Genomic DNA, 23034 nt, shown 5'->3' on the forward strand with positions numbered 1-23034 from the left:
ATCTCATCGCAGAGAGGCTATCCTTTTTCTTTTATCTCATTTTCTGTCTAACTTTATTTTACAAACGAATCCTTCTAACCAATTAAATGACAAAATCTGATTTAAAGGTCTTGTTTAATTTCTCTATTGTATCACTATCATTATATTCCTTACATATTCTCATAGCTTTGGGACATTCTTTTTTACCTAACTCTACTTGATTCGTTTTTATGAGATAAATACCTTTTAAAAAAAGCAAATAATTCTTTTCAAAATAATATCCTTGTCTGGTCAGTAAATTTTCTAAATCATCTATAAAAAATTGAGCGCTATCTAACAAATTATTTTTTAATAATAATTCTAAATTAAATAAATATAAAGGAATTACTCTATGTGTTCCCATATCTGTTTTTAAAAAATGTCGTGTTTTCTTGATTACCGCTCTATATAGTAAGCTTATGGTCTTAGTATTCATAAAAAACACCGAATTATAGAAAATTTTCAGTTCATACTCCATCCAATTATCTACAGAAAGCAAGTACTTTATTAACTCATTGCATTTAGATGCATTGTAAGGAAGGTTTGCAAGGCGATTAATCTGTTGTTCAGCAATCAATTTTATGTGACAATTGCATAGACTTTTTTCCTGCTTTTGTTTTAGTTCTATTTTCTTTATTAATTCTTGTAACAAAATGATATCTGAAGAGTTTACAGCATGTTCTAGTTCTTCAAAAAAGCATTCTTTTTTGGAATAATAGCAATGAACTAATTCTTCAAATTCCGAAAATGATATCCCCAGGCGATTTAACAACATGTAAAAATGATCAATAGATAATTTTGTAATCCCATTTTCGAAACGAGAAATAGTTGACTCACTAATCTTATCACAAGCCAAATCTTTAAGACGAAAATTTTTTGAAATACGAATATCCTTTAAAACTGCTCCAAAATTTTCCATACTATTCCTCTTCCATTTCTGCAAAAAATAAAACCTGTTTTTTTATTTGTGATATGATTATGATTATACAAAAATAAAACAGAAAGGACAATATGATTATGAAAAAAATTTTATTGTAATCAGTTGCTTTACTGAGCCTAGTGACATCACTATCAGTAAATAGTCCAGTTTCTGCTCAAGAATCTATTTCTCCCAAGTCTTATAGTCACTCTAATGACAGTTGGATTCAATCGAATGGTCGTTGGTGGTATAAAACACTAAAAACAAGTGAAACATCAACAAGAGCAGTACCTATTGAAGATGTTAATACTATGTAAAAGTTTTTTAGTAACCAAAACTTTAGTAAAGTTGTTCGTTTCCCAGATAAAACAAAAGCTGAGATTATTGCAAATATGCAAGAACTATTTAAATCTTCTAGCGAAAGCGATGTGAACTATCTTTACTTGTCATGGAGGAAAAAACTGTACGATATCTATTGGTAGCGATAAAACGGTATTTACAGGTTGGGATTCACTTCAAAATGGAATTATTTCGCCTATGGCAAACACCAATACTAACGGAAAAATCACTTTAGAGGAACTGTATCAATACTCTTATCCTCTAGTCCTTGAAGCTGCATCCAGCAGTAACAAGGAGCAACATGTATCAATTTATCCAGAAAACAGTCAATTTGTTTTATTTCAAAAATAAGGAGTTAAGAAAATGAAAGTATCAAAAAAAATCACATTATTTGGTTTGTCTTTAGCTGGTCTAGCCTTACTGGCTTTCCCTCATTCAGGAAAGGCCTTCGAGTTGGAAGAAGAATGGGTTATCAAGGGTGGGGTTAAGTATCAAGATGGCAAAATTCTTCGATTTAACAATGGCCATGAAGTGGATATCAAAGTCTTGGATTTGCCAAAAACTGAGAAAATCGAGTGGACGGTTAGTCTCAATGGTCAAGATCAGACTATCAATTTCCTAGGTCAAGAAAAGGACAAATCTATGGTCGGTACAGAGGGCCGTTACCTGAATTTCTATGTACCTTATGGCTATAGAGGAGATATCAAGGTAGAAGCCAAGAGCGGAAATGAAGTAAAGACCTGGTCCACTAAAGTGGTAGATGACGTATATAATGGTGGAAAGAGTGGCTACTACCAGATTAAAGAATCAAATGATCAATACACCTACCTTGATACTAAATGGGACTATCAAACCAAGACCTACACTGCTACCTTACCAGAGACTCTCAATGGTCAAAAAGTCTATGCTTGGGCAGAGGAGTATGGTAGTATTAAACTTGTAAAACCAGGTGCTATCAGTCATAAATATGATGATGGAGGAGTCTTCAGAGAACTTTATCCGATTGTAAAATCAGAAAGCTGGCTAAATCTAAAAAATAATCAAGGTGAAAAGTGGTACTATCAAAAACAAGGTCAATTGGTTCAAAATGCTTGGGTTAAGGACAAGGGAACTTGGTACTTTATGAATGATAACGGAGTCATGTTCAATCAAACTTGGCTCTATCAGGGTGGCAACTGGTATGCCTTTAAATCATCAGGAGCTATGATTGCTAGTGACTGGCTATATGATAATCACTCTTGGTATTACCTAAAAGACTCAGGTTCTATGGCGACAGGTTGGATCAAAGATAGTGGATCTTGGTATTATCTAAACAACTCAGGTTCTATGGCAACAGGCTGGGTGAAAGATAGCGGCTCTTGGTACTACCTAAAAGACTCAGGTGCTATGGCAACAGGCTGGGTAAAAGATAGTGGATCTTGGTACTACCTCGCTTCATCAGGTAAGATGCTTCACAATACCTACACACCAGATGGCTACTATGTAGATGCCAGTGGCGCTTGGAAATAATCTAAAGTACACATTTTATTCCATCAGCTATTAGTGTACATACTCAGACTAAATGTTATCAGATATGCAAGAAAAATCTAGATAATAATACAAAAAGCGAATCGAAACAATGAACTCTGTTTTGTTCGCTTTTTGTTTCAATCTGTGTCATTACGATATTTTCATTTAATTGTATATCCCCAAAAAATTTACATTTTTATATGAAGTATTTAATAAAAAGGAGTATAATGACTTTAAAACTAATTACATGTATATCGATAGGGAGGTCAACTCTTTATGCTGAGAAGATTTGTTACTAAGAAACACCTCATACTTTACTTCTTTTCTATTGCGATTACTTGGCTGGAAGCAATTATCACACCAGCCCTTGTTCAGAATATTGTTACCAGTTTTACCAATCAAGAGCTAGGCCTTCTTTGGAAAGTTTTGATTTTGGGAATCCTTGGAAACCTCATCCTCTTACTAGGCTTAGCTGGGAAACGCTATTACTACGCTCGTTTGATTACTGACTTCAAATATGGAATCAAGAGTGCTATTTTCAAGCGATTTTTAAACAGTTATGAGATTGATGAAAAGGATATTTTGTCCGACCTAGAAAATGACGTCAAGCAACTAGAAGAAAGCTATATTGAGCCAACGGTCATCATCATTTCTTCTCTTGGCTTCACAACTGTGTCCATTCTCTATGCCCTATGGACTAATTTTTACCTAGGCTTGATTTTCATCCTCTTCTACTCCTTTCCTGTACTCTGCAGTGCTATCGGATCAAAGCGTTTGGACTCACTTTCTGAAAAGCGGTCCACTGTTAACCAGAGCTACTTAGCAAGCTTGACAAATTTTATTGGTGGTAGCCAACAAATTCGCCATTATCAGGGACAAGACTACTTTTTTACTCGCTACCAAAAACAATTACAAACCAGTCTAGATGCCGAAATCAACTATGAAAAACAACGCACTTTAAACAGTCTCTTGATCAATAGCATCGATGCCTTTTGTTCTGTCACACCAATCGTCATCGGTGGCTTTATGACCTACTATAATTATTTAGATGCGGCGAGTTTTGTGGCTATCTATCTAGTTTCCCATAATATCGGCTATCAATTCCAAGAGTTGGCTTACTTTACCAACACCCGAAAAGCGACTCGAACTCTTCTCAACAAATACCAAAAACTTTTGAACCAGTCTGATCCCATCTCGCCTAGAAGCATAGAAAATATTTTCCCTATCCAACTTGACACCATCTTCCTTGAAAAAGAGGGGAATAGCCTCTTGTCTCCGATTTCCATACACATCAAGCAAGGAGAAAAAATTGCCATTATCGGGGAAAGTGGCTCTGGTAAAACAACCCTGCTCAATATCATTCATGGAGAAGAGACACCAACAAGTGGTCAGATTAGCTTTGCTGGTCAGAACCTGTCACGTCAAGAAATCACAAGTATTAGTTCCTATATTCTCCAAGATAGCCATTGCTTTGACACGCTATCTCTGGAAGACAATATCCTTCTAGGACTGGATAAAAATCCAGAGACTTTAAATCATATCCTCAAAAAAACAGGATTAGAACATTTGAAAAATCGACCCCTCAGCAATGATAGTCTATCTGGTGGCGAGAAACAACGCCTAGAAATCGCTCGCGCCCTCTACCATGATAGCCAACTCATCTTAGCAGATGAGATTAAGGCCAATCTTGACTCGGAAAATAGCAGAAAAATTAGCGACTTGCTCTTCTCCCTACCTCAAACAGTCATTGAAGTCATTCACCACTACACGGAAGAAGACTTAAAACACTACGACCAAGTCATTCACTTAAGCAAAGAAAAGTAATATTCTTCGAAAATCGCTTCAAACTATGTCAGTTTGACCTACAACCCCAATACTTTGTTTTGAGCAACATGCAGCTGACTTCCTAGTTTGTTCTTTAATTTTCATTATCCCTTATGCATTTGCTTGAAATTTTCTGAAAAAAGAGTAAACTGGTATGCAGAAATCTATTTCGTGGAGTTTAGGATGAAATTATATGTTCAATTAATGATTCTCTTTGTGATTTCTCTAATCGGAGAGGGGATTTCCAGTTTCTTTCATTTGCCTATCCCAGGCAGTATTATCGGTTTGATTATTCTCTTTCTAGCCCTACAATTCAAGTGGCTGAGAACCAGGCATGTCAACATGGTGGGGAATTTCTTGCTGGCCAATATGACCATTCTCTTTTTGCCACCAGCAGTGGGAATCATGGAAAAGTTTGATGTGATTGCTCCCTATCTTTTGCCCATTGTTTTGATTGTCTTTTTTGCAGCTGTTATCAATATTATCCTTATTGCCTTGGTCGTTCAGTTTATCAAGAGACGATTTGAGGGAGATTATGAGAAAGGAGATGCCAAATGAGTGAATTTGTTTCCAATCCCCTATTTGGGCTTGCCCTATCTATCCTAGCTTATCTAGTGGGAATGTTGATTTACAGACGTTTTCCCCATCCTTTGACAACGCCCTTGCTTTTGTCAGCTGTTTTCATTATCATCTTTCTAAAGGTGACAGGTATTTCTTACCAAGATTACTACCAAGGTGGGGTTTATTTGAACAACTTGATTGTCCCATCGACTGTTGCTCTAGGGATTCCGCTTTACAGGAGTTTTCACTTGATGAAGCACCACGCTCGGAGTATTCTCTTTGGTAGTCTGCTAGCGGTAGTTGTCAATACCTCTTTCACAGCTCTTGTAGCGAAAATATTTGGCATGGACTTTTTCCTAGCTATTTCTCTCTTTCCCAAGTCAGTGACAACCGCCATGGCAGTGGGAATCACAGAAAAATTGCAAGGTCTGACCACTGTGACCTTGGTGGTAGTAGTGGCAACTGGGATTTTAACCAGTGTCGTCGGCCCAACCCTTTTGAAGTGGTTGAAAATTGACGACCCAGTAGCTGTTGGTCTTTCCCTTGGAGGAACAGGCCATGCAGTTGGAACAGGAACAGCCTTCCGATACGGCTCTGTAGCAGGAGCCATGGGTGGTTTGGCTATCGGTGTCACCGGTATTCTCTATGTCTTTGTCAGCCCTATCGTAGCCAGTTTGATATTGAGTTAAAAAGCAAGGAATTCGAGCAATCTCATTATGGTAGTGACATGGGGGTCTAACTTCTCATATTTATACGTTTCTCCAATCAGTTAGTTGATTACAATCGAGATTTTCTATACTCTCCTTATAAGATTTTCGCATAAGATGAGACAGCACACGCTGAAGACGTCTATGTTATTTAGATTTAATGCAATCTTTTCAAAAAGTTTTGATAATCTATATTTCTTATTTATTTTAGTTGATTTCATATCACTATACTATAATGCTTATCCAAATGATGACACTATCAAAACACCCTATTATTGGATGCTTACGAAACAGATTTTTATACTCTTCAAACCACATCAGCTTGTCCTTAGTGTGTATATGTTACTGACTTGGTCAGTTCCTCAACCTCAAAACTATGTTTCGAGGAGCCTTCCGCTAACTTCCCAGTCTGATTTTCATTGACTATTAACGATACTTTATCACATAAAGAGGCTGGATGAAAAGTCTTCACAATCAAAAAATGCATACTATCAGGTCTTAAAAAATCCTGGTAGTATGCGTTTTTTATGAGCTGACTTATTTCCTTTCACTATATCGCAAAATGAAATAAGAACGGAACGATGAGATTTTGGAATTCAAATCAATTCATAAGAATGTTTTAGAAGCAATATTATCCTAGTCCAGATTCAGTTCACTATACAATTGAGTTTTCAAGCAACCTGTTTACATAATGTGTGCATAATTAGGTTCGTGATTCCACTCTTTTTATCTCTAAAAAACCTCGCTTTCGCGAGGCTCTTCTATTTATAAGCTAAGGCACGTTTAAAGGTTTTCCATATCCCTAAATCATCTGTTTGAAGGACTAGACTAGCATACATGCGTCCGATAAATCCGGTTGCTAGCACCGCAAAAATCACTGTAATAGCAAGTGAAATCCATGCTTCTACTCCCCCTGCATAGCCATTAATGGTTCTAAATGGCATAAAGAAGGTCGAAATAAAGGGAATATAAGAACCAATCTTCAAAATGAGATTGTCACCAGCTGCACCTAGAGCTGTCACTCCAAAAAAACCACCCATAATCAAAATCATCAAAGGCGACAGGGCTTTCCCTGCGTCCTCAGGACGAGAAACCATAGAACCTAGGAAGGCTGCTAAAACAACGTACATAAAGAGGCTAACCAAGACAAACAATAAGGTGTTGAGCGAGAAAGCCTCTCCTATATGGTTTAAAATACCAGATTGTGCCAAGATTGGTAGGTCTTTAAAGAGAAGAATGGCAGCAAGTCCACCCACGACGTAAATGCCAATATGGGTCAAAATCACAAGAAGCAGAGCCAGCATGCGAGCGTAGAAATAATGACTAGCTCGGATACTAGAGAAGACCACCTCCATAATTTTGGTTCCTTTCTCGCTAGCCACTTCCTGAGCAGTGACACTAGCATAGGTAATCAAAATCATATAAAGGATGAGACCAAGCCCTGCGGCCGCAAAGGTTTGAATCATTTTTTTATTTTCCTTGGCTTCATCAATCTTTTCTGTGAATTGAACTGTCTGCGCTAAGCGTTTTTCCTGCTCTTGAGACAAGGAGGCCGTTGAACGATTAAGCTGATTTTGTAGTTCATTGAGTGTACCTGTAACCTCAAATTTAATTCCATTTTCAAGCGATGTTTCGCCATGATAAACTGCCTTTAGAACACTATCTTCTTGATCAATAGTCAGATAGCCTTTTAATTTTTCATCTTTAATCGCTTCTTTGGCACTTGCTTCGTCTTTATAGTCAAAGTTAACACCATTTACATTCTTCAGTCCTTCTGCTACAGACGGCACTGTTGTCACTACTGCCACTTTATCATTTTTAGCCATTGAAGAGCCTTGGAGATAGCCAATTCCTCCAGAGAGACCGATAAACAAGAACGGCGAAATCACCATAAAGAAGAAACTCCACGATTTGACATGTCGAAGATAGGTTTCCTTGATTACAACCCACATATTTCTCATACTTCCACCCCTGATTCTAGTTTAAAGATTTCATCGATTGTTGGCGCTTGCTGGTCAAAGGTTGCGATATATTGCCCCTGAGTCAAGATTGGGAAGAGTTCCCTTCCAGCGCTCTCATCCTCCAAGATCAATTTCCAACTGCCTTGTTTGGTCAAACTCACCTGTTTGACATGAGGAAGATTTTCCAATTCTTCCTTGCTTCGTTCACTTGAAACAAAGAGACGCGTTTTCCCGTATTGATTGCGAACATCCTGGACTGGTCCATGCAAGACCACACGGCCATCTCTAATCATCAGAATATCATCACAAAGCTCCTCGACGTTGGTCATGACATGGTCAGAAAAGATAATGGTTGCTCCGCGCTCTTTTTCCTGAAAAATGACTTGCTTGAGTAATTCTGTATTGACCGGGTCTAATCCACTGAAAGGCTCATCCAAGATAATCAAGTCTGGTTCATGAATCAGAGTAATGATGAGCTGAATCTTCTGTTGATTTCCTTTTGACAGACTCTTAATTTTATCAGTCAGCTTCCCTTTCACTTCCAACCTCTTCATCCATTGAGGGAGTTTTTCCTTGACCTCCTTGGCATCCATGCCTTTTAGAGTCGCCAAGTAGCGAACTTGTTCAAGGACTGTCAATTTAGGCATGAGACTGCGTTCTTCAGGCAGATAGCCAATCCGAGCGTAGGTTTCCTGACGAATATCCTGACCATCCAGACTGATTTCTCCTTGATATTCTAAAAACTTCAAAATACTGTGGAAAATTGTTGTCTTCCCAGCACCGTTTTTCCCGACTAATCCCAAAATACGACCTGGTCGCGCTTGAAAGTCAATACCAAACAAAACTTGCTTGGATCCAAAACTTTTCTCTAGACTTCTTACTTCTAGCATCTTTAACCTCCGAAATTTCTTTCACTCATTATACTCTTTTTTGATAGCCTTTACAATGATTTCTGTCCATTTTTAGAAGACTAATGCTATGTAAAATATGGCATGGAGCGTTTTTAGTGATAAATCCATTATACAGTAGTAAACTTAATTTATCCACTCTGCTCCTCAACTGTCTATTTTTGATCCTGAATTGTTATTTGAGTAGCTCCTTTTTCCTCATAAAATTTTCTTCCTCTAAAACTTCTGGAAAAAAACGGATAATTTCTTGACAACATTTTTTATAAGAAACAAGTTCATCTGTCATTTCAAGAAGGAGTAATCCTTTATCCACTAATGGACGGAGCGGAATTCAATCGCTTGTCTAATGTGTTTTCTAAGGAACATATCTACTATGCACATCCCTATGCCTCTTGGAAAAGGGGAACTAATGAGAATCATAGCAGGCTCATTCGTAGATGGTTACCTAAGGGAACTAAAAAACGACTCCCAAAGAAGTCGCCTTCATCGAAAAGTGGATGAACAACTATCCTAAAAAATGCTTGAACTACAAGTCCCCCAGAGAAGACTTCTGAATGGCTAACTTGAACTTGAAATTTAGCAATAATTCATTCACCATCTAACTATATTTAGTAATTATTTCAGAACTGATTAATATTAAAATTAACTAACGATTCAAAGGATTCATACTAAACATAAATTATATCCATCAGATAGAGACTCTTATTATTTTTAGATTTTAGCTTTTCTAGCTTCAGAATACATCTAAACTTTAGAGAAGATGACTATTCGAAAGCTCGAATGCATCAAAATTATCTCAGATAAGCTATTCGAAACTCAAAATACTTTTAAATTTATGGAATGACGATTGTTCTAAAGTTAGAATACATGTAAACTTTAGGAAAGAGACCTATTCTAAGTCTCGAAGGGCTATTTACTTTCTATTCCTTATCAAAAAAGACTCATTCCCCCTTTCTCCCCCAAAATATGGTATAGTAGAGTTATACTATCTATGAGGAGTTTACATGTCACAGGATAAACAAATGAAAGCTGTTTCTCCCCTTTTACAGCAAGTTATCAATATCTCATCGATTGTCGGTGGGGTTGGGAGTTTGATTTTCTGTATTTGGGCTTATCAGGCTGGGATTTTACAGTCTAAGGAAACCCTCTCTGCCTTTATCCAGCAGGCAGGTATCTGGGGGCCACCCCTCTTTATCTTTTTACAGATTTTACAAACGGTCGTCCCTATCATCCCCGGGGCCTTGACCTCGGTGGCTGGGGTCTTTATCTACGGGCACATCATCGGGACTATCTACAACTATATCGGCATCGTGATTGGCTGTGCCATTATATTTTATCTGGTGCGCCTCTATGGGGCTGCCTTTGTCCAGTCTGTCGTCAGCAAGCGTACCTACGACAAGTATATCGGCTGGTTGGATAAGGGCAATCGTTTTGACCGTTTCTTTATCTTTATGATGATTTGGCCCATTAGTCCAGCTGACTTTCTCTGTATGCTGGCTGCCCTGACCAAGATGAGCTTCAAGCGCTATATGACCATCATCATTCTGACCAAACCCTTTACCCTCGTGGTTTATACCTACGGTCTGACCTATATTATCGACTTCTTCTGGCAAATGCTTTGACACATAAAAAATCCGTTTGGTTTCCCAAGCGGATTTTTAGAGAGTAGATTGATTATAGCTTGATGCTAAATATACTTTGGTATGGAAATCATACCTATTTTTCGATAGTGAAGTGAGGACTTACCTAGCCTTTCCACCGTGATAGAAACACCTGAAATCTAATGGTTTCAGGTGTTCGGAAACTTTGAGACATTAGGCTCAAAGTTTAGGTATGGAATTTCGAAGAAAGTCGCTACCGTCCGTAATCACTTAAGGAAAGGCTCAAAAATATTGTTTTCAACCACAAAATCCGTTTGGTTTCCCAAGCGGATTTTATGCTTTATTTTGAAACTTCTTTTGCAAGGACGAAGTTCCCAAGTGTGGCAGAACCATTTCCTGCTACTGCTGGCGTCACGATGTAATCACGCACATCAGGTACTGGTAGGTAACCATTGAGAAGAGATGTAAATTTCTCACGGACACGGTCCAGCATGTGTTGTTGAGCCATGACCCCTCCACCAAAGACAATCACGTCTGGGCGGAAAGTCACTGTCGCATTGACCGCAGCTTGAGCGATATAGTAGGCTTGAACATCCCAAACAGGGTTGTTGAGTTCAATATTTTCCCCACGAACACCTGTACGAGCTTCCAAACTTGGACCAGCTGCATAGCCTTCCAGACATCCCTTATGGAAAGAACAAACACCCTTAAACTCTTTTTCAATATCCATTGGGTGTCTAGCAACATAATAATGACCCATTTCAGGGTGACCCACACCACCGATAAACTCGCCACGTTGGATGACACCTGCACCGATACCTGTACCGATTGTGTAGTAAACCAAGTTTTCGATACGACCACCAGCATTGTTACGGGCAACCACTTCACCATAGGCAGAGCTGTTTACGTCTGTAGTGAAGTACATTGGCACGTTGAGGGCACGACGAAGGGCACCAAGCAAGTCCACATTTGCCCAGTTTGGTTTTGGAGTCGTCGTGATAAAGCCATAAGTTTTTGAGTTTTTATCAATATCAATCGGACCAAATGAACCAACTGCAAGACCAGCAAGATTATCGAATTTCGAGAAGAACTCAATGGTTTTATCGATTGTTTCGATTGGAGTTGTTGTTGGAAATTGTGTTTTTTCTACAACGTTAAAGTTTTCATCACCGACAGCACAGACAAACTTTGTACCGCCCGCTTCCAAGCTTCCATATAATTTTGTCATGATAAACCTCTTGTTTTTATTTTCTTTATTATAGCATATTTCGAAAGTCTAAATTTCTCTATTTTTTAGATTTTCCTCTGTAAATCTTACCATTCAAGCAAAAACGAACAAACATGTCATTTGTTCGTTTTCACATTAGATAGGATTGATTAGATTTTCACTTCGATCACAGCATCCCCCTTCGCAACTGAACCTGTTGCGACTGGAGCTACTGAAGCGTAGTCAGCTGTGTTTGTAACGATAACCATTGTTGTATCATCAAGTCCAGCTGCAGCGATTTTGTTTGAGTCAAATGTTCCAAGAACATCGCCTGCTTTCACCTTGTCACCTTGAGCAACTTTTGCTTCAAAACCGTCACCGTTCATAGATACAGTGTCAATACCAACGTGAATCAAAACTTCAGCACCATCAGTTGTTTTCAAACCAAAAGCGTGTCCTGTTGGAAAGGCAATTGAAACTTCAGCATCAGCTGGTGCATATACTACACCTTGACTTGGCTTCACAGCGATACCTTGCCCCATAGCTCCACTTGAGAAGACTGGGTCATTGACATCAGCAAGAGCGACAACATCACCAACGATAGGAGTTACAAGTGTTTCATTTTGAAGGGCTGCTGGAATGTTGCCAGTTGTTTCTTCTTGAACCAAACGTTCTGTCGTCGCTTCAGTAGCAACTTCTTCTTCGTCCTCGTAACCAAACATGTAAGTGAGGGCAAATCCAAGTGCAAATGATACAGCTACCATAAGAAGGTATTGTACAAGTTGTCCGTTACCAACATAAAGCATTGTACCAGGGATGATGGTGATACCATTACCAGTACCTGCAAGTCCAAGGATAGAAGCCAATCCACCACCGATTGCACCAGCAATCAATGAAAGGAAGAATGGTTTACGGAAGCGCAAGTTCACCCCGAAGATAGCAGGCTCTGTAATACCTAGGAAGGCAGAAAGAGCAGCTGGGAAAGCAAGTGTTTTTAGTTTTGAATTTTTAGTTTTGACACCAACCGCAACAGTCGCAGCACCTTGAGCTGTCATAGCAGCTGTGATGATTGCGTTGAATGGGTTAGCATGGTCAGCAGCAAGCAATTGAACTTCAAGCAAGTTGAAGATGTGGTGCACACCTGACACGACGATCAATTGGTGAACCCCACCAATCAAGAAACCACCAAGACCAAATGGCAAGCTAAGGATCGCTTTTGTAGCGATAAGGATGTAGCTTTCAACGACGTGGAAGACTGGTCCGATGACAAAGAGTCCAAGGATAGACATGACCAAAAGTGTCACGAATGGTGTTACCAAAAGGTCAATGACATCTGGAACAACCTTGCGGACAGCTTTTTCAAATTTAGCTCCGACAACCCCGATGATGAAGGCTGGAAGAACGGAACCTTGCAAACCAACAACAGGGATGAAACCAAAGAAGTTCATAGCCGATACTTCACCACCTGAAGCAACTGCCCAAGCGTTTGGAAGTGAGCCAGAAACAAGCATCATACCAAGAACGATACCAACGGCAGGATTTCCACCAAATACACGGAAGGTTGACCACACAACCAAACCTGGCAAGATGATGAAGGCTGTATCTGTCAAGATTTGTGTGTAAGTTGCAAAGTCGCCTGGAAGTGGCATTTCAAGAGCGTTGAAAAGACCACGCACACCCATGAAGAGACCTGTCGCTACGATAACTGGGATGATTGGTACGAAAACGTCACCGAAAGTACGGATAGCACGTTGGAACCAGTTCCCTTGTTTGGCAGCTTCTGCTTTCATATCATCTTTAGATGATGTTGGCAAACCAAGTGCAACAACTTCATCGTACATTTTGTTAACTGTACCTGTACCAAAGATGATTTGGTATTGACCTGAGTTAAAGAAAGCACCTTGAACTTTTTCCAAGTTCTCAATCACTTCTTTATTGATTTTTCCTTCATCTTTGACCATGACACGTAGACGAGTCGCACAGTGGGCAACACTGTTGACATTTTCACGTCCGCCCAAGGCATCGATGACTTTTTTTGCAATTTCCTGATTGTTCATTTGCAAAAATCTCCTTATATAAAATTTTGTTCTTGTTTGAAAGCGATTTTATCCGCCCTTACGACTATTATTTTATCATGTTTTAGCAATATGTCAAGCGTTTTGCAGAAAAAATATTCTATCCACTTAGTGGACACGCTTTAGATTGATTGTTTTTGACTGTTTTATCAGGTATTACTTGAAAAAATAAGTTTGAAATCTGAGTTCAAAAGGGTTTTGTTTCACTTTATTTCAATTCTCTGTAGATAGTTGATTGATTTTCTGCTTCTATTTTATGATAAGCGTTTGACAGTTTTTTCTCTTTTTTAACATAAAAGGCTTGCATTTTTTATCGAAAACGGTTACTATTAAAAGTGATAAGATTTTTGGAGGAATGAATGAATGGAATGGACAACTAAGCGTCGTTACAGACTTTATCAAGATTGGACGCAAGAAGAAATTCAACATATAAAGGAAAATATGGCACAATCTCCATGGCATACTCATTACCATGTTGAGCCAAAAACAGGACTTCTCAACGACCCAAATGGCTTTTCTTACTTTGATGGCAAGTGGATCCTATTTTATCAAAACTTTCCTTTTGGTGCAGCCCACGGTTTAAAATCTTGGGCACAGCTAGAAAGTGATGATTTGGTTCACTTCACGGAAACTGGAGTCAAAGTTTTGCCTGATACTCCATTAGATAGCCACGGTGCCTACTCTGGTTCTGCCATGCAGTTTGGCGATAACTTGTTCCTATTTTATACAGGAAATGTTCGGGATGAAAACTGGATTCGTCACCCATACCAGATCGGGGCTTTGATGGACAAGGATGGCAAGATTACCAAGATTGACAAGATCTTGATTGACCAGCCAGCAGACTCTACTGACCACTTCCGTGATCCGCAAATTTTTAACTTCAAGGGCCAATACTATGCTATCGTCGGTGGACAGGACTTGGAGAAAAAAGGCTTCGTCCGTCTCTACAAGGCTGTCGATAATGACTATACAAACTGGCAAGCCGTTGGCAACCTTGACTTTGCTAACGACCGTACTGCCTACATGATGGAATGTCCAAATCTGGTCTTTGTAGGGGAACAACCTGTCCTTCTCTACTGCCCACAAGGATTGGATAAGAACGTTCTAGACTACGATAATATCTTTCCAAATATGTATAAGATTGGGGCTTCCTTTGACCCTGAAAATGCCAAAATGGTAGATGTGTCTCAACTTCAAAACATGGACTATGGTTTCGAAGCCTATGCAACTCAAGCCTTCAACGCTCCTGATGGACGTGCTCTAGCTGTTAGCTGGCTTGGATTGCCTGATGTTTCTTATCCATCTGACCGTTTTGATCACCAAGGAACCTTCTCTTTGGTCAAGGAACTCACTATCAAAGACGGCAAACTCTACCAATACCCAGTCGCAGCTATCAAGGACCTTCGTGCTTCTGAAGAACCTTTCTCAAACCGTGCCCAAACCAAAAACACTTATGAACTCGAACTCAACTTGGAAGCTAATAGCCAGAGCGAGATTGTCTTACTTGCTGATAAAGAAGGCAAGGGACTCTCCATCAACTTTGACCTTGCAAATGGTCAAGTGACAGTAGATCGTAGCCAGGCTGGTGAACAGTACGCCCAAGAATTTGGAACTACTCGTTCTTGCCCTATCGATAACCAGGCTGCTACTGCTACGATTTTCATCGATAACTCTGTCTTTGAAATTTTCATCAATAAAGGAGAAAAAGTATTTTCTGGTCGTGTCTTCCCACATGCGGACCAAAATGGGATCCTCATCAAATCTGGAAACCCAACTGGAACTTACTATGAATTAGATTATGGTCGCAAAACTAACTGATGTCGCCAAACTTGCAGGCATCAGCCCTACTACCGTTTCTCGGGTTATCAATAAAAAAGGGTATCTCTCTGAAAAAACCATTCAAAAGGTTAATGAAGCTATGCGAGAATTGGGCTATAAACCCAACAACCTAGCTCGCAGTCTGCAAGGAAAATCAGCTAAGTTAATCGGCTTGATTTTCCCAAATATTTCCAACGTTTTCTATGCAGAATTAATTGATAAGCTGGAACACCAACTCTTCAAAAATGGTTATAAGACCATCATCTGCAACAGTGAACATGACTCTGAAAAGGAACGCGAGTACATCGAAATGCTCGAAGCCAATCAGGTGGACGGCATCATTTCTGGTAGTCACAACTTGGGAATCGAAGACTACAATCGTGTGACAGCACCGATTATTTCCTTTGACCGAAACCTATCGCCAGACATCCCTGTCGTCTCCTCTGACAACTATGCTGGTGGAGTCCTAGCCGCCCAGACCTTGGTTAAGACAGGTGCCCAGTCTATCATCATGATTACAGGGAATGACAATTCTAACTCACCAACCGGACTGCGCCACGCTGGTTTTGCATCCGTACTCCCCAAAGCACCTATTATCAATGTTTCCAGTGACTTTTCTCCCGTCAGAAAAGAAATGGAAATCAAGAATATCTTGACCCGACAAAAACCAGATGCCATCTTTACTTCGGATGATTTGACTGCCATTCTGGTCATTAAAATCGCTCAAGAACTGGGCATTTCTGTCCCAGAAGAGCTCAAGGTCATCGGCTATGATGGGACTTACTTTATCGAAAATTACTATCCTCAACTCGCGACCATCAAACAACCTTTGGAAGAGATTGCCTGCCTCACTGTTGACCTACTCTTGCAAAAAATCGAAGGCAAGGAAGTTGCCACAACAGGCTACTTCTTACCAGTTACTCTATTACCTGGAAAAAGTATTTAAACACAAGAAAACTCAGACCAATTCGTCTGAGTTTTTTTATGATCTTAAGTTTTCTAGATAACGCTGGGCAGTCTCTAAGTTAAAGGTTTTCTCTGCTATAAGGCGCTCAACTAGGGGAGCAACCTCAGATTCACTGGCACCTGCTAGGAGAGCTAAGGATTTGGCCTGCAATTTCATGTGGCCTTGCTGAATACCTGTACTCACCAAGGCTTTGAGGGCTGCAAAGTTTTGGGCAAGACCGATAGACACGATAAGCTGGGCTAATTCTTTGGCAGAAGGATTTCCCAGTAGCTCATGACTGAGGGCTACACGAGGGTTGAGACCGATAGAGCCACCCTTGGTCGCTACAGGCATGGGCAGGGTCATCTCACCGACCAATTCTTCTCTTTCAAGGTCCAGCATCCAGCGACTAAGACCTTGGTAGCATCCATCTCGACTGGCAAAAGCATGAGCCCCTGCTTCGATGGCACGCCAGTCATTACCAGTGGCAATCAAAATGGCATCAATACCGTTAAAAATTCCTTTATTGTGGGTAGCTGCTCGATAAGGATCAGCCTGCGCAAACTGACTAGCCAACGCAATTTTCTCTGCAATTTCTCGTCCGTGATCCTTTTGACGGCTCAAGTAGCGAAAGGCGATACGACAGCTTGCAGTCACCAGAGAATCGGTCGCGTAATTAGACAGGATTCCCATGAGACTTTGTCCCTGACTGAGTTCTTCTAAGACTGGTTTCAAGGCTTCCAGCATGGTATTGAGCATATTGGCTCCCATGGCTTCTTGGGTATCAACATGGAGATAAACAACAAGGAAGTCTGTTTCGCCTTTTATCTGTTCTACATGCAAATCACGCGCCCCACCTCCACGTTTAACGATAGAAGGATAGGCTTGATTGGCAAGTTCCAAGAGTTCTGCTTTCTTGCTGGCAATCTTCTCTTGCGCTAGCTCTGGATCATCAACTTGATAAAGAGCTACCTGACCAATCATCTGACGCTCATGCACTTGAGCAGTAAAGCCACCTGCTCGCTTGATGATTTTACTTGCATAGCTGGCTGCAGCAACCACGGACGGTTCTTCTGTCACATAGGGAACTGTGTATTCCTGACCGTTAACGAGAACCTCTGGGACCAGCGAATAAGGCAGAGAAAAAGTTCCAACTACATTCTCACTCAGCTTGTCTGCCACAGTCACACTCATCTGTTCATCCTGCTCCAGACTCTCTTGTCTCTCAGGACTAAGGAGCGCCTGAGCTTGTAACAGCTCGAGGCGCTCTTGGTATGATTTTTTAGAAAATCCATTCCAACTTATCTTCATTATTTTTCAACCTTGCTATAACGGCGTTGGTGGTCAACAATTTCAACCAAGGCAAAATCTTGATTTTCATATCCAGCAAACTGGGCAGAGTTTGTTCCATCCAAGTCTACTTCCTCAAAGAAGACTTTTTCATAGTCAGCAACAGACAAGGCAGTTCGTTGGTTGAGTTTGTTCAAACGGTCTTTATCCAGATAAGCTTCATATCCTTCAACCAATTCACCACTAAAGAACTCAGCTACGGCCCCACTTCCGTAACTATAAAGGGCGATTTTATCCCCAGCCTTCAAGCTATCTGTATTTTCCAAGAGAGACAAAAGTCCAAGGAAAAGTGAACCTGTGTAGATATTCCCCACCTTTTGACTGTAGAGAATAGACTGGTCAAAATGGTTTTGCAAGAGGTCTTTTTTCTCTTGAGGCAGGCTCTTATCCATGATTTTTTTCAAGCCTTTTAGTGCTAATTTAGGATATGGCAAATGGAAACAAACAGCCGCAAAATCATCCAAAGTAAGCTGGTAGCGTTTTTGGTATTCAAGCCAAGTCGTTTTCAAACTATCCAAGTATTGTTGGGTAGAATAGACACCATTTACATAAGGAGTTGTCGAGTAATTTGGACGCCAGAAATCCATGATGTCACGGGTCTGAGCTACATTGTCATTATTAAAGGCCATCATGCGTGGATTTTGTGTAATCAACATAGCCACACTTCCGGCACCCTGAGTGGGTTCTCCTGGAGTTTCAATACCGTATTTGGCAATATCACTGGCAATGACCAAGACCTTGGACTCTGGAGAATTTTCCACATGTAATTTGGCATAATGAAGGGCCGCTGTCGCTCCATAGCAAGCTTCTTTAATCTCGAAACTACGAGCAAAGGGCTGGATGCCCAGCAAACCATGTACAAAGACGGCTGCAGCTTTACTTTGGTCAATTCCTGACTCGGTAGCCACAATGACCATGTCAATTTCTGCTCTTTCTTGCTCAGTTAAAATAGAGTCACTTGCACTAGCCGCCAAGGTCACGATATCCTCAGTTAGGGGCGCAATACTCAATTCCTCGAGTAAGAGTCCTTTGCTTAATTTTTCAGGGTCAATGCCCCTCGCTTCTGCTAAGTCTTGTAACTTCAAGACATATTGACTGGTCGCAAAACCAATCTTATCAATACCGATTGTCATATTTACCTCTGTTTTATCATTCATGTAAAAAATCGTTCAGTACTATTTTATCACAAATGGCAGTAAAAGAGAGAAAAAAGACTTGATTCACCAAATCAAGCCTCTTATGAATCTAACTTTTATGCTGTTTTCGTAAGTAAGAATAAAGTCTGAGAATCACTGTTCCGCTAGCCATTCCAATGGAAATGACCAGAGCCAGCATGACAACCAAGGTCGCACTTGCCAGCGCTTTATTATAGTCCCCTGTCACAAAAAAAGCAGTTGTCCGATAAGAAAGGTATCCCGGAACCAGTGGTGCCAAGATGGCCAAGATAAAGACCACAGCAGGTGTTTTATAAAGAATACTTAAAATCTGGCTGACACAAGAACCGATAATAGCCGCAATAAAGGTAGCAACAATAACATTGGTCGGTTCCTTAAGCAAAAGATAGATTAGCCAGACAGCCATGCCCAAAATTCCTCCAGGTAAGAGCATGGACCGCTGCACATTGAGTACGATTAGAAAAGTGATAATGGCAAGAAGACTTGCCACTGCTTGTAATAAAAAGGTTGTTAGTGTCATATTAGTTCATCAATACCAAGGCGACAGAAGTTCCTGCCCCTAAAGCAAGGGTAATGAGTAGGGATTCAAACATCTTGCTCATACCAGAGTTTATGTGGTTGGTCATAATATCACGAACCGCATTGGTCAAGGCAATACCTGGTACAAAAGGCATGACTGCACCAGCTATAATCAAATCTGCTGTTGAAGGAAAACCTGTGTAGCGAGCCCAAAACTGGGCAATCATTCCAAAGACGAAGGCCCCAGCAAAGGCTGTCACAAAGGGAATTCGGATAAACTTCTCCACATAGAGGGAAAAGGCAAAACCAAATAAGGTCGCCACTCCTGCCCCAAGTGCGTCATAGATATTTCCACTAAACATAATTGAAAAGAAAGGAGCACTTAAGGTCGCAGCCAAAGTCACCTGCAACTTGGTATAAGGAAGAGGTTGGGCTTGCAAGGTCGTCAATTGCTTAAAGGCTGTTTCTAAATCAATCTGCCCCCCAACCAGCTGGCGAGAAATCTGGTTGACATCGCAGACTTTTTCAATATTATAAGAAGAGGAGGTCACACGCTTCATGCGCGAAATATTGGTATTTTCAATGGAGAAAAAGATGGCTGCAGGCATGGCAAGAACATTGCAATCCACAATCCCCTGCGAATGCGCAATCCGGATCATGGTATCTTCTACACGATGAATCTCTGAACCACTTTTGAGGAGAATAGTCCCCGCTAGCATAATCACATCGATGACGGCATTTAATTCTTTTGATTCTTCCATGCTTACCTCCTTTTATCAACTTCCTCTATTCTATCACAAATTAGGACTCAAAAAAAATCTTTGCCATGAAATCATGACAAAGATTGATTACTCATTTTGATTATCCATCTACTCTTAAGGAGTAGCTGAACTTGTTTTAGGTTTGTAGATTGAAATCTTGACTCTAGTCTTATTGAGGTCTACCTTTTCACCTGCTCTAGGACTTTGTTCAACAACCATGCCTTCTGCACTACCTGCAGGCGCTGTCGTCACTTCTACCACTTCTATATTAGCTTCCTTAATCCCAACAATTTGAATCAAATTATTCTTAGTAAACTCCAAGCTGGAACCAATGTAACTCGGCATGGCAACACTTGTAACTTTTTTAGCTACTGTCAAGACAATTTGAGTAGGTTTACTCAAATCATAAGGAACACCTGCACCTGGACTTTGTTTCATAATCGTTCCTGGTTCGCTTTCGCTGGACTCTTCTTCCTCTATCTTAATCAAATTCTCAGGAACCTTCTTCTGCTTGAGTTCTGAGATGACTTCTGTAGAGTTCCGTCCAATATAGTTCCCTAATTGAATCGTCGTAGCTTTTTTAGCTACTGTCAAGACGATTTGAGTTGCCTTGCTCAAGTCATAGGTCGTACCTTCTGGTAGACTTTGCTTCATGACCGTTCCAGCCTCACTCTCATTCGACTCTTCTTCCTCAATTTTAATCAAATTATCTGGAACTTTTTTATCTTTTAATTCTGCAATAACATCTGTCGATTTACGGCCGATATAGTTACTCAATTGGAAAGATTGCTTGCCTGATGAGACAACCAAATTGATTTTCGTTCCTTCTTTTCGACCAGTTCCAGCGCCAGGATCTGTACGGATAATCCGCCCCTCTTCCACCTTTTCACTAGCCTCTGTCTTCTCCTCGCCAATCTCAAAATTGGCTTTCTTGAGGGTTTCCTTGGCCTCCGCAACTGTCTGACCTGCCACATTTGGAATGGCAATGGTTGCAGCAGTTCTGGATAAGATCCAAATCAGAGAGGCTGCCACCAATACAAGGCTAGCCAAAAAAATCAGGTAACGCATCTTAAATCTACGTTTTTTCGGTGCTTGTGGTTGGTAAGTTTCCTCTGTCACAGCCTGGCTTGTTTTTTTGATTGGTTTGTGTTCTGTCTGCGCTTGAACCTTAGGAATCGAAGTCAAGGTGCTCTGGGATACTTTTGGTAGAGTCTTGGTGTCCGCCTTAGTCGCATCGTCAAAGACCAGTTTTGGTTCATTACGACGATTATAAGACAAACTACTAGACAAATCTACATACATTTCAGCAACTGATTTATAGCGATCTGTCAATTTTTTAGCAGTTGCCTTGATAACAACATTCTCCAAAGCCTGGGGCACAGATGGATTCTCAGCAATAACGGACGGCAGTGGTTTTTGGAAATGCTGGAGGGCGATGGTCACTGCACTATCCCCATCATAAGGGATATGGCCTGTCAGCATCTCATAGAAAATAATCCCCATTGCATAGATATCACTTTGTACAGTCGCCTTCGAACCACGCGCCTGCTCTGGTGACAAGTAATGAACTGAACCCAGCATCGAGTTAGTCTGAGTCAGACTCGTCTCAGCAAAGGCTACTGCAATCCCAAAGTCTGTAACCTTGACAGTCCCATCTGGTGTCAAGAGGATGTTTTGAGGTTTCAAGTCCCTGTGAACAATTCCTCTGGTATGGGCCAAACGCATGGCTAGGAGGATTTGTCCCATGATACGGACGGCTTCTTCATTAGAAAGAGGATAATGTTCCTTGATATAGCGTTTAAGGTCAAGTCCAGCCACATACTCCATAGCTAGGTACTGTTGACCGTCTTCCTCGCCAATATCTGTTATCCGAACGATATGAGGATGGTCTAAATCTGCCATAGCTCTCGCTTCACGCTGAAAACGAGCCACAGCTATCGGGTCTGTCTGGTAGTTGGTTCTCAGAACCTTCACTGCCACTTCTTCCCCATCTAAGATTAAGTCTTTGGCTAGGTAGACATCCGCCATGCCTCCTCGACCAATCTGTTTGACAATCCGATAGCGTCCGGCAAAAATCTTGCCGATTTGGATCATTCTGCATCCTCCTCGTTCATAGAAACAAGGGCAACCGTAATGTTATCTAAACCTCCTGCATTGTTAGCAAAACGAACAAGTGTCTCCGTCTTATCTGCTAAAGGAATATCGCTGGTTACAATATCACGAATCTCACTGCCTGAAATCATGTTAGTCAAGCCGTCACTATTGAGCAAGAGATAGTCGCCTGACTCAAGGATAACTGTCCCAAAATCAGGCTGAATTTCATCTTTTTGACCAATAGACTGGGTGATAATATTTTTTTGCGGATGAGCTTCTGCCTCTTCTGGTGTCAATTGACCAGCCTTGAGCAATTCATTGACCAAAGAATGGTCGCTCGTCAACTGATGGTATTCTTCTCCACGAATCAAGCCGATACGCGAATCACCAATATGAGCATAGATAGCCTGATTATCAATAATAGCAAGGACTTCCAAAGTAGTTCCCATGCCTCTGTAAGCTTCATCCTGACCAAGCTGGTGAATCTTTTGATTTTCAATTTCTAGGTAATGGGCGAACCATTCACGCACTTCATTGACTGTATCGATTTGGGTATCGACCCAAGCTATACCTAGGTCTGTTACCGCCATTTCACTAGCGATATTCCCTGCGCGATGACCTCCCATCCCATCAGCTAAAATAATCATGGTACGTCCAGCTCTATTGACATAGTGGTTGACATAGTCTTGGTTATTTGTCCGTTTCTGACCAACATCTGTTAATAATGAAATTTCCATGTGTC

19 protein-coding genes and 2 pseudogenes are annotated in these 23034 nt (G+C 40.6%); 9 read left to right on the forward strand and 12 right to left on the reverse strand.

Annotation, left to right across the window (positions count from 1 at the left end):
• Window positions 1–82: 82 nt before the first annotated feature.
• Window positions 83–937, reverse strand: a complete 855-nt coding sequence (locus tag HT720_RS03325; protein ID WP_173274703.1) for an Rgg/GadR/MutR family transcriptional regulator — start codon at window positions 935–937, stop codon at window positions 83–85.
• Window positions 938–1474: 537 nt separating this feature from the next.
• On the opposite strand from HT720_RS03325, the gene HT720_RS10180 reads away from it, so the two are divergent.
• The 5 genes from HT720_RS10180 (at window position 1475) to HT720_RS03350 (ending at window position 5859) form a co-directional block, all read left to right on the forward strand.
• Window positions 1475–1627 (forward strand): hypothetical protein, encoded by a 153-nt coding sequence (locus tag HT720_RS10180; RefSeq protein ID WP_240149781.1) that lies wholly within the window; start codon window positions 1475–1477, stop codon window positions 1625–1627.
• 12 nt (window positions 1628–1639) lie between these two features.
• The gene (locus HT720_RS03335; protein ID WP_173274704.1) at window positions 1640–2785 is read left to right on the forward strand and encodes an N-acetylmuramoyl-L-alanine amidase family protein; all 1146 of its coding nucleotides are present in this window, start codon (window positions 1640–1642) and stop codon (window positions 2783–2785) included.
• 276 nt (window positions 2786–3061) lie between these two features.
• Window positions 3062–4609 (forward strand): ABC transporter ATP-binding protein, encoded by a 1548-nt coding sequence (locus HT720_RS03340; RefSeq protein ID WP_173274705.1) that lies wholly within the window; start codon window positions 3062–3064, stop codon window positions 4607–4609.
• A gap of 183 nt (window positions 4610–4792) precedes the next feature.
• On the forward strand, window positions 4793–5167 hold the full coding sequence (locus HT720_RS03345; protein ID WP_000781325.1) for a CidA/LrgA family protein: 375 nt from the start codon (window positions 4793–4795) through the stop codon (window positions 5165–5167).
• On the forward strand, window positions 5164–5859 hold the full coding sequence (locus HT720_RS03350) for an LrgB family protein (protein ID WP_173213033.1): 696 nt from the start codon (window positions 5164–5166) through the stop codon (window positions 5857–5859). The genes HT720_RS03345 and HT720_RS03350 overlap by 4 nt, the downstream gene beginning before the upstream one ends.
• Before the next feature lie 63 nt (window positions 5860–5922).
• Here the strand turns inward: HT720_RS03350 and HT720_RS10400 are convergent.
• From HT720_RS10400 to HT720_RS03360, 3 genes and pseudogenes are all read right to left on the reverse strand, one after another.
• Window positions 5923–6072, reverse strand: a pseudogene (locus HT720_RS10400) (IS630 family transposase); the annotation flags it as partial.
• Window positions 6073–6638: 566 nt separating this feature from the next.
• On the reverse strand, window positions 6639–7838 hold the full coding sequence (locus tag HT720_RS03355; RefSeq protein ID WP_173213035.1) for an ABC transporter permease: 1200 nt from the start codon (window positions 7836–7838) through the stop codon (window positions 6639–6641).
• Window positions 7835–8728, reverse strand: coding sequence for an ABC transporter ATP-binding protein (locus tag HT720_RS03360; protein ID WP_000895303.1), 894 nt, complete (start codon window positions 8726–8728; stop codon window positions 7835–7837). The genes HT720_RS03355 and HT720_RS03360 overlap by 4 nt, the downstream gene beginning before the upstream one ends.
• A 339-nt stretch (window positions 8729–9067) precedes the next feature.
• On the opposite strand from HT720_RS03360, the pseudogene HT720_RS03365 reads away from it, so the two are divergent.
• Window positions 9068–9300, forward strand: a pseudogene (locus tag HT720_RS03365) (IS30 family transposase); the annotation flags it as partial.
• Between the two features lie 450 nt (window positions 9301–9750).
• Window positions 9751–10368, forward strand: coding sequence for a TVP38/TMEM64 family protein (locus tag HT720_RS03370; protein ID WP_000076168.1), 618 nt, complete (start codon window positions 9751–9753; stop codon window positions 10366–10368).
• A 319-nt stretch (window positions 10369–10687) separates the two neighbouring features.
• Here the strand turns inward: HT720_RS03370 and scrK are convergent, their stop codons facing one another.
• Both scrK and HT720_RS03380 read right to left on the reverse strand, forming a co-directional pair.
• Window positions 10688–11575 (reverse strand): fructokinase ScrK, encoded by an 888-nt coding sequence (gene scrK / locus HT720_RS03375; RefSeq protein WP_164226651.1) that lies wholly within the window; start codon window positions 11573–11575, stop codon window positions 10688–10690.
• A 149-nt stretch (window positions 11576–11724) separates the two neighbouring features.
• Entirely contained in the window at window positions 11725–13611 is a 1887-nt protein-coding gene (locus tag HT720_RS03380; RefSeq protein ID WP_188111064.1) for a sucrose-specific PTS transporter subunit IIBC, read from the reverse strand.
• 381 nt (window positions 13612–13992) lie between these two features.
• Here HT720_RS03380 and HT720_RS03385 point away from each other — a divergent pair, with 381 nt between their 5' ends.
• Both HT720_RS03385 and HT720_RS03390 read left to right on the forward strand, forming a co-directional pair.
• Window positions 13993–15447: a glycoside hydrolase family 32 protein gene (locus HT720_RS03385; RefSeq protein WP_173274706.1), complete on the forward strand. Its 1455-nt coding sequence runs from the start codon at window positions 13993–13995 to the stop codon at window positions 15445–15447.
• The gene (locus HT720_RS03390) at window positions 15428–16393 is read left to right on the forward strand and encodes a LacI family DNA-binding transcriptional regulator (RefSeq protein ID WP_173274707.1); all 966 of its coding nucleotides are present in this window, start codon (window positions 15428–15430) and stop codon (window positions 16391–16393) included. The genes HT720_RS03385 and HT720_RS03390 overlap by 20 nt, the downstream gene beginning before the upstream one ends.
• A gap of 36 nt (window positions 16394–16429) precedes the next feature.
• Here the strand turns inward: HT720_RS03390 and HT720_RS03395 are convergent, their stop codons facing one another.
• The 6 genes from HT720_RS03395 to HT720_RS03420 form a co-directional block, all read right to left on the reverse strand.
• A complete protein-coding gene (locus HT720_RS03395; protein WP_173274708.1) occupies window positions 16430–17704 on the reverse strand; it encodes a hydroxymethylglutaryl-CoA reductase, degradative in 1275 nt (424 codons plus the stop codon).
• Window positions 17704–18876, reverse strand: a complete 1173-nt coding sequence (locus tag HT720_RS03400) for a hydroxymethylglutaryl-CoA synthase (protein ID WP_173274709.1) — start codon at window positions 18874–18876, stop codon at window positions 17704–17706. Before HT720_RS03400 ends, HT720_RS03395 begins: the two co-directional genes overlap by 1 nt.
• Before the next feature lie 112 nt (window positions 18877–18988).
• Complete coding sequence (locus HT720_RS03405; protein WP_000176928.1) at window positions 18989–19438, reverse strand: threonine/serine exporter family protein; 450 nt, start codon at window positions 19436–19438, stop codon at window positions 18989–18991.
• Between the two features lies 1 nt (window position 19439).
• Window positions 19440–20198 (reverse strand): threonine/serine exporter family protein, encoded by a 759-nt coding sequence (locus HT720_RS03410; protein WP_173274710.1) that lies wholly within the window; start codon window positions 20196–20198, stop codon window positions 19440–19442.
• Between the two features lie 114 nt (window positions 20199–20312).
• Window positions 20313–22292: a serine/threonine-protein kinase StkP gene (gene stkP / locus HT720_RS03415; protein ID WP_173274711.1), complete on the reverse strand. Its 1980-nt coding sequence runs from the start codon at window positions 22290–22292 to the stop codon at window positions 20313–20315.
• Window positions 22289–23029 carry a Stp1/IreP family PP2C-type Ser/Thr phosphatase gene (locus tag HT720_RS03420; RefSeq protein WP_000406237.1) on the reverse strand — a complete coding sequence of 247 codons (741 nt, stop codon included), beginning with the start codon at window positions 23027–23029 and terminating at the stop codon, window positions 22289–22291. Before HT720_RS03420 ends, stkP begins: the two co-directional genes overlap by 4 nt.
• Window positions 23030–23034: the final 5 nt, after the last annotated feature.

The organism is Streptococcus sp. 68 (genome assembly GCF_013277415.1).
In the GTDB taxonomy this organism is placed as follows: Bacteria; Bacillota; Bacilli; order Lactobacillales; family Streptococcaceae; genus Streptococcus.